This is a genomic window from Stenotrophomonas humi (genome assembly GCF_001431415.1).
GTDB lineage: Bacteria > Pseudomonadota > Gammaproteobacteria > Xanthomonadales > Xanthomonadaceae > Stenotrophomonas > Stenotrophomonas humi.
Map to the genome: position 1 here is coordinate 1 of NZ_LDJI01000044.1, position 5,644 is coordinate 5,644.

Annotated in this window: 2 tRNA genes and 4 rRNA genes; all 6 read right to left on the reverse strand. The window is 53.5% G+C overall.

From position 1 onward, the window contains the following. Nucleotides 1–77 (reverse strand): 5S ribosomal RNA (rrf, locus tag ABB26_RS17335); the annotation flags it as partial. Nucleotides 78–207: 130 nt separating this feature from the next. Beyond that, nucleotides 208–322 (reverse strand): 5S ribosomal RNA (gene rrf / locus ABB26_RS17340). Between the two features lie 122 nt (nucleotides 323–444). Next, nucleotides 445–3,323 (reverse strand): 23S ribosomal RNA (locus ABB26_RS17345). 224 nt (nucleotides 3,324–3,547) lie between these two features. Beyond that, nucleotides 3,548–3,624 (reverse strand) — tRNA-Ile (locus ABB26_RS17350). A 48-nt stretch (nucleotides 3,625–3,672) separates the two neighbouring features. Then, a tRNA-Ala gene (locus ABB26_RS17355) sits at nucleotides 3,673–3,748 on the reverse strand. A gap of 94 nt (nucleotides 3,749–3,842) precedes the next feature. Beyond that, nucleotides 3,843–5,387, reverse strand: a 16S ribosomal RNA gene (locus ABB26_RS17360). Nucleotides 5,388–5,644 lie beyond the last annotated feature (257 nt).

Consider the following 5,644-nt stretch of genomic DNA (forward strand, 5'->3'; position numbering starts at 1 on the left):
TTACCATCGGCGCAGCTGCATTTCACTTCCGAGTTCGGGATGGGATCGGGTGGTTCCACAGCGCTAATTTCACCAGGAAGACGGTAGGAGCAGCGCGTTGCGCCGGCTCGAATTCGGTTCCCTGCAGGAATGCGGGACCGAGCAAACTCGGTGTCCTGCATGAAAAGTAAAACCCCGCTGCGTTGGCAGCGGGGTTTTGGGTAAAGCCCCTGACGATGACCTACTCTCGCATGGCTTAGGCCACACTACCATCGGCGCAGCTACGTTTCACTTCCGAGTTCGGGATGGGATCGGGTGGTTCCATAGCGCTAATTTCATCAGGGAGACGGTTGGAGCGTCGCCATCCAAGGAACGGATTTAGGCGCCTGCCTCTCATAGATCTTGTGACGTAGCGTGCTCTTGGACTCTATCGACATGTCGTCGGCCAAGGCAACTTGAGGTTATATGGTCAAGCCTCTCGGATCATTAGTATCAGTTAGCTCAATGCATTGCTGCACTTACACACCTGACCTATCAACCACGTAGTCTACATGGTTCCTTTAGGGGGCTTGTGCCCCGGGAAGTCTCATCTTGAGGCGCGCTTCCCGCTTAGATGCTTTCAGCGGTTATCGCTTCCGAACATAGCTACCCGGCAATGCCACTGGCGTGACAACCGGAACACCAGAGGTTCGTCCACTCCGGTCCTCTCGTACTAGGAGCAGCCCCTCTCAAACTTCCAACGCCCATGGCAGATAGGGACCGAACTGTCTCACGACGTTCTGAACCCAGCTCGCGTACCACTTTAAATGGCGAACAGCCATACCCTTGGGACCGACTACAGCCCCAGGATGTGATGAGCCGACATCGAGGTGCCAAACACCGCCGTCGATATGAACTCTTGGGCGGTATCAGCCTGTTATCCCCGGAGTACCTTTTATCCGTTGAGCGATGGCCCTTCCATACAGAACCACCGGATCACTAAGTCCTAGTTTCCTACCTGCTTGATCCGTCGATCTTGCAGTCAAGCACGCTTATGCCTTTGCACACAGTGCGCGATGTCCGACCGCGCTGAGCGTACCTTCGAGCTCCTCCGTTACTCTTTAGGAGGAGACCGCCCCAGTCAAACTACCCACCATACACGGTCCCCGATCCAGATAATGGACCTAGGTTAGAACGTCAAGCACGACAGGGTGGTATTTCAAGGATGGCTCCACTGCAGCTAGCGCCACAGTTTCATAGCCTCCCACCTATCCTACACAGACGAACTCAACGTTCAGTGTAAAGCTATAGTAAAGGTTCACGGGGTCTTTCCGTCTTGCCACGGGAACGCTGCATCTTCACAGCGATTTCAATTTCACTGAGTCTCGGGTGGAGACAGCGCCGCTGTCGTTACGCCATTCGTGCAGGTCGGAACTTACCCGACAAGGAATTTCGCTACCTTAGGACCGTTATAGTTACGGCCGCCGTTTACTGGGGCTTCGATCAAGAGCTTCGCCTTGCGGCTGACCCCATCAATTAACCTTCCAGCACCGGGCAGGCGTCACACCCTATACGTCCACTTTCGTGTTTGCAGAGTGCTGTGTTTTTGATAAACAGTCGCAGCGGCCTGGTTACTGCGACCCTCTTCAGCTATAGCTCGCATGAGCCACCAAAAAGGGTGCACCTTCTCCCGAAGTTACGGTGCCATGTTGCCTAGTTCCTTCACCCGAGTTCTCTCAAGCGCCTGAGAATTCTCATCCTACCCACCTGTGTCGGTTTACGGTACGGTCTGCGTAAGCTGAAGCTTAGGAGCTTTTCCTGGAAGCGTGGTATCAGTGACTTCGTCTTAAAGACTCGTCTCGGTGCTCGGTCTTAAAGGATCCCGGATTTGCCAAAGATCCAAACCTACCGCCTTTCCCCAGGACAACCAACGCCTGGTACACCTAACCTTCTCCGTCCCTCCATCGCACTTACGCGAGGTGCAGGAATATTAACCTGCTTCCCATCGACTACGCATTTCTGCCTCGCCTTAGGGGCCGACTCACCCTGCGCCGATTAACGTTGCGCAAGGAAACCTTGGGCTTTCGGCGTGCGGGTTTTTCACCCGCATTATCGTTACTCATGTCAGCATTCGCACTTCCGATACCTCCAGCAGACTTCTCAATCCACCTTCAACGGCTTACGGAACGCTCCTCTACCGCGTACATATAAATATGCACACCCCAAGCTTCGGTTCACTGCTTAGCCCCGTTAAATCTTCCCCGCAGACCGACTCGACCAGTGAGCTATTACGCTTTCTTTAAAGGGTGGCTGCTTCTAAGCCAACCTCCTGGCTGTCTGTGCCTTTCCACATGGTTTTCCACTTAGCAGTGAATTTGGGACCTTAGCTGTGGGTCTGGGTTGTTTCCCTTTTCACGACGGACGTTAGCACCCGCCGTGTGTCTCCCATACAGTCCGTCTCGGTATTCGGAGTTTGCAATGGTTTGGTAAGTCGCGATGACCCCCTAGCCATAACAGTGCTCTACCCCCGAGAGGATACATATGAGGCGCTACCTAAATAGCTTTCGAGGAGAACCAGCTATCTCCGGGTTCGATTAGCTTTTCACTCCTAATCACAGCTCATCCCCGTCTTTTGCAACAGACGTGGGTTCGGGCCTCCAGTACCTGTTACGGCACCTTCACCCTGGCCATGACTAGATCACCCGGTTTCGGGTCTACTGCCCGCGACTATGCGCCCTTATCAGACTCGGTTTCCCTTCGCCTCCCCTATACGGTTAAGCTTGCCACGAACAGTAAGTCGCTGACCCATTATACAAAAGGTACGCAGTCACTCTTGCGAGCTCCTACTGCTTGTACGCACACGGTTTCAGGATCTATTTCACTCCCCTCTCCGGGGTTCTTTTCGCCTTTCCCTCACGGTACTGGTTCACTATCGGTCGGTCAGTAGTATTTAGCCTTGGAGGATGGTCCCCCCATATTCAGACAGGGTTTCACGTGCCCCGCCCTACTCGTCTTCACTGGAATGGCCCTTTTAAATACAGGGCTATCACCTTCTATGGCCAGTCTTTCCAGACTGTTTTTCTAGAACCATACCAGCTTAAGGGCTGTTCCCCGTTCGCTCGTCGCTACTCAGGGAATCTCGGTTGATTTCTTTTCCTCTGGTTACTTAGATATTTCAGTTCACCAGGTTCGCTTCCAGCAGCTATGTATTCACTGCAGGATACCGCCGGAGCGGTGGGTTTCCCCATTCGGACATTACCGGATCAAAGCTTGTTGCCAGCTCCCCGATACTTTTCGCAGGCTGCCACGTCCTTCATCGCCTCTGACCGCCAAGGCATCCACCGTGTGCGCTTATTCGCTTGACCATATAACCGCAAGTTGCCTTGGGTTATATATATGACCTGGGGGTACAAAGCCCAGATACGAACTATAACGACTCAATTAATAAAGAGACTTATGTCTCTCGCCTTAGCCACGACACGTTTTAGATAGAATCTCAAACGCTCGCTACGTCACAAGTTTTAAAAGAACAGATACCGGCCACAATGCCGATGTCTATAAATTCTTAGTATGCGCCTAACATTCAGAGTGGTGGGTCTGGGTAGACTCGAACTACCGACCTCACCCTTATCAGGGGTGCGCTCTAACCACCTGAGCTACAGACCCAATGTCCGTTTAGCTCTTGGCCGAACACACCGATAAACGTGTGTCGTGTGGTGGAGCCTGTCGGGATCGAACCGACGACCCCCTGCTTGCAAAGCAGGTGCTCTCCCAGCTGAGCTAAGGCCCCGTAATTGGGACTTTTCTACCCCGGCCTGGCCGGTGTAGAACTCTGAATGCAGGTTTCTTGTGAGGACGCCTGACAGGCGATGCTGTCTTGCTCAAAAGGAGGTGATCCAGCCGCACCTTCCGATACGGCTACCTTGTTACGACTTCACCCCAGTCATCGGCCACACCGTGGCAAGCGCCCTCCCGAAGGTTAAGCTACCTGCTTCTGGTGCAACAAACTCCCATGGTGTGACGGGCGGTGTGTACAAGGCCCGGGAACGTATTCACCGCAGCAATGCTGATCTGCGATTACTAGCGATTCCGACTTCATGGAGTCGAGTTGCAGACTCCAATCCGGACTGAGATAGGGTTTCTGGGATTGGCTTACCGTCGCCGGCTTGCAGCCCTCTGTCCCTACCATTGTAGTACGTGTGTAGCCCTGGCCGTAAGGGCCATGATGACTTGACGTCATCCCCACCTTCCTCCGGTTTGTCACCGGCGGTCTCCTTAGAGTTCCCACCATTACGTGCTGGCAACTAAGGACAAGGGTTGCGCTCGTTGCGGGACTTAACCCAACATCTCACGACACGAGCTGACGACAGCCATGCAGCACCTGTGTTCGAGTTCCCGAAGGCACCAATCCATCTCTGGAAAGTTCTCGACATGTCAAGGCCAGGTAAGGTTCTTCGCGTTGCATCGAATTAAACCACATACTCCACCGCTTGTGCGGGCCCCCGTCAATTCCTTTGAGTTTCAGTCTTGCGACCGTACTCCCCAGGCGGCGAACTTAACGCGTTAGCTTCGATACTGCGTGCCAAATTGCACCCAACATCCAGTTCGCATCGTTTAGGGCGTGGACTACCAGGGTATCTAATCCTGTTTGCTCCCCACGCTTTCGTGCCTCAGTGTCAGTGTTGGCCCAGACAGTCGCCTTCGCCACGGATGTTCCTCCTGATCTCTACGCATTTCACTGCTACACCAGGAATTCCACTATCCTCTGCCACACTCTAGTTGCCCAGTTTCCATCGCAATTCCCAGGTTGAGCCCAGGGCTTTCACGACAGACTTAAACAACCACCTACGCACGCTTTACGCCCAGTAATTCCGAGTAACGCTTGCACCCTTCGTATTACCGCGGCTGCTGGCACGAAGTTAGCCGGTGCTTATTCTTTGGGTACCGTCAGAACAATCGGGTATTAACCGACTGCTTTTCTTTCCCAACAAAAGGGCTTTACAACCCGAAGGCCTTCTTCACCCACGCGGTATGGCTGGATCAGGCTTGCGCCCATTGTCCAATATTCCCCACTGCTGCCTCCCGTAGGAGTCTGGACCGTGTCTCAGTTCCAGTGTGGCTGATCATCCTCTCAGACCAGCTACCGATCGTCGCCTTGGTGGGCTCTTACCCCGCCAACTAGCTAATCGGACATCGGCTCATTTATCCGCGCCAGGCCCGAAGGTCCCCGGCTTTCACCCGTAGGTCGTATGCGGTATTAGCGTAAGTTTCCCTACGTTATCCCCCACGAAAAAGTAGATTCCGATGTATTCCTCACCCGTCCGCCACTCGCCACCCAGAGAGCAAGCTCTCCTGTGCTGCCGTTCGACTTGCATGTGTTAGGCCTACCGCCAGCGTTCACTCTGAGCCAGGATCAAACTCTTCACTTAAAATCATGTGTCCGAAGACAAATTACTTTAGCTGCAGAAGTCCAACCACTGGCAACGTTTCGCTTGCATTAAAACAATTGAATCATTGCTTGATTAAACGTCTGCAAGATGGACAGTCATCCACTCCTGCAGGCGTCTTCACAAGATACCTGCGCATACTTTCAAAGAACTTCGAATCAGGCCTCAACGCCGTCTTCGTAGGCTGCGACGTTTCCGTCGTAGCGAGCCGCCCATTATAGCCGGCTTTTCCGCTTCGT